The 2151-nt window shown below is 74.9% G+C and carries 2 protein-coding genes; both read left to right on the top strand.

The window, feature by feature from the left end; translation table 11 throughout:
* Positions 1-809, top strand: an 809-nt coding sequence (locus tag E1286_RS47035) for an alpha/beta hydrolase (protein WP_342776348.1), incomplete at its 5' end; no start/stop codon positions are given.
* Positions 810-916: 107 nt separating this feature from the next.
* Positions 917-2116, top strand: coding sequence for a PBP1A family penicillin-binding protein (locus tag E1286_RS47030; RefSeq protein ID WP_132623888.1), 1200 nt, complete (start codon positions 917-919; stop codon positions 2114-2116).
* Positions 2117-2151 lie beyond the last annotated feature (35 nt).

Here is a 2151-nt window from a genome sequence, read left to right as displayed (position 1 = left end):
TGCGTAGCGTGGGCGGGGTGACGACGCTGACGCGCACCGCCCTCGTTGTCGTCGCGGTGCTGGTCCTGGTGCTCGGGCTGTTGTGGGTGTTCCAGCGGCGGCTCATCTACCTGCCCGATCGGGGGATGGTGCCGCCGGCCGCCGCGGTGATCCCGGGCGCGCGCGACGTGTCGTTCACGACCCGTGACGGTCTGCGGCTGGCGGCCTGGTACGTGCCCGGCCGCCACGACGTGACCGTCCTGGTGATGGGTGGCAACGCGGGCAACCGCCTGCACCGGGCGCCGCTGGCCCGCGCCCTGGCGGAGCACGGGCTGCCGGTGCTGCTGATGGACTACCGCGGCTACGGCGGCAACCCGGGCAGCCCCACCGAGGAGGGCCTGCACCTCGACGCGCTCGCCGCCCGCGCGTTCGTCGGCAGCCCGCGCGTCGTCTACTTCGGGGAGAGCCTCGGCGGGGCGGTGGCGACGCGGCTCGCGCTGGAGCACCCGCCCGCCGGGCTGGTGCTGCGCTCCCCGTTCACCGACCTGGCCGACGCCGGCCAGGTCAACTACCCCTTCCTTCCGGTACGCGCGCTGCTGCGCGACCGCTTCCCCGTCGTCTCCGACATCGGCCGGGTGCGGGCGCCTGTCGTGGTCGTGTACGGCTCCCGCGACACGATCGTGCCCCCGCACCTGAGCCGGGCGGTCGCCGAGGCGGCCGGGACGACGGCCGTGGAGATCACCGGCGCCGGGCACAACGACCTGGCCATGCTGAACGGCCGCGAGCTGATCGACGCGGTGGTGGAGCTGGCCGGACGCGGATCGCGGTAGCACCTCGCCGGCCCGGCCTGACCGCGGCGCGAAGTCGCGGGCCCGGCCTGTCCGTGGTGCGCTCACCGTCGTAGGATCCGCGACGTGAAGCGTACCTGTGCGAGCGGGTGCGGGCCGAGCTGTCGGCGAGCGACCCGGCGCTCGTGCGACGCGGCAACCTGACGATCAGGACGGCGATCGACCCGCGCGTGCAGCAGGCCGCCGAGCAGGCCATCGAGCGGCACATCGATCCCGGCGACGAGCCGGTCGCCGCCCAGGCCGTGATCGCACCTGGCACCGGCGAGATCAAGGCGCTGGCGGCCGGCGGCGGCCACCCGAGCGGCGCTCAGCAGGGCGCCGGTCCCCCGAGCGGCGTACCGCAGGGCGGCGTGCAACAGGGCGGCGGTCATCTGGACGGCGGTCATCTGGACGGCGGCCGGCAGAGGGGCGTCCAGCAGGGCGTCAGCGCGATGGTCTATCCGCTGGCCGCCGCCCTGGAAAGCGGCATGCGCCTCGACGACGGCTCCCCCGCCGGCGACGGCTATCGGGCGCCGGCCTACGCGTCGTTCAAGAACTGCGCGGGTGAGAACGTCGGCGACCCCACCCACACGGTCGTCGACCCGACGGACGACGGCGCGACGTTCACCACTCTCCGCTCCGGCACGGTGGCCGCCGAGAACACGTTCTTCATGAAGCTGACCGAGAAGGTCGGGCTGTGCGAGACCGTGAAGATGGCCCGGCGGCTCGGGCTCGTCCGGGCCGACGGCGGACCGCTGCGGGAGTACGAGACGTTCGCGCTCGGCGTCAACGAGGTGGACGCGGTCGCGGTCGCCTCCTCCTACGCCACCCTCGCCGCCCGGGGCCGACACTGCGCGCCGCACGTGGTCATGGAGGTCGCCGCCGACGGCGGGGGCGCCGTCCGGGCCTTCCCGCCGACCTGCGAGCAGGTGCTGGAGGCGCCGGTCGCGGACGCCGTGACCGCGGTACTGGCGCAGGCGCCGGCGGCCGGTCCGCTCAAGGGTCTCGGCCGCGACGCGGCGGGCATGGACGGCACGGCCGACGCCTTCGCCGCTGCGGGCTACGCCGGCTACACGCCCGACCTGGCCTCGGCCGTCACCCTCGGCTTCCCCGGCAACGGCTCCCGCCGCACCCTGACCGACGTCACCATCGCGGGCCGACGCCACCAGGAGGTGGCGGGCGCGGACGTCGCCGGCCCGATCTGGAAGGACACGATGCGGGAAGCCCTGACCGGCACTCCGGAAACCCCGTTCACCGCTCTCGACGAGACCCGCTTCGGCGGCTGCCGCGCATCCTGCCCACCCGGCTGAGCGCCGTGGCTCAGTCGTCCAGGCGTTCGCGGACC

This window comes from Nonomuraea terrae (assembly GCF_004348995.1).
Lineage (GTDB): Bacteria > Actinomycetota > Actinomycetes > Streptosporangiales > Streptosporangiaceae > Nonomuraea > Nonomuraea terrae.
This window is presented reverse-complemented; position numbering and strand designations above follow the sequence as displayed.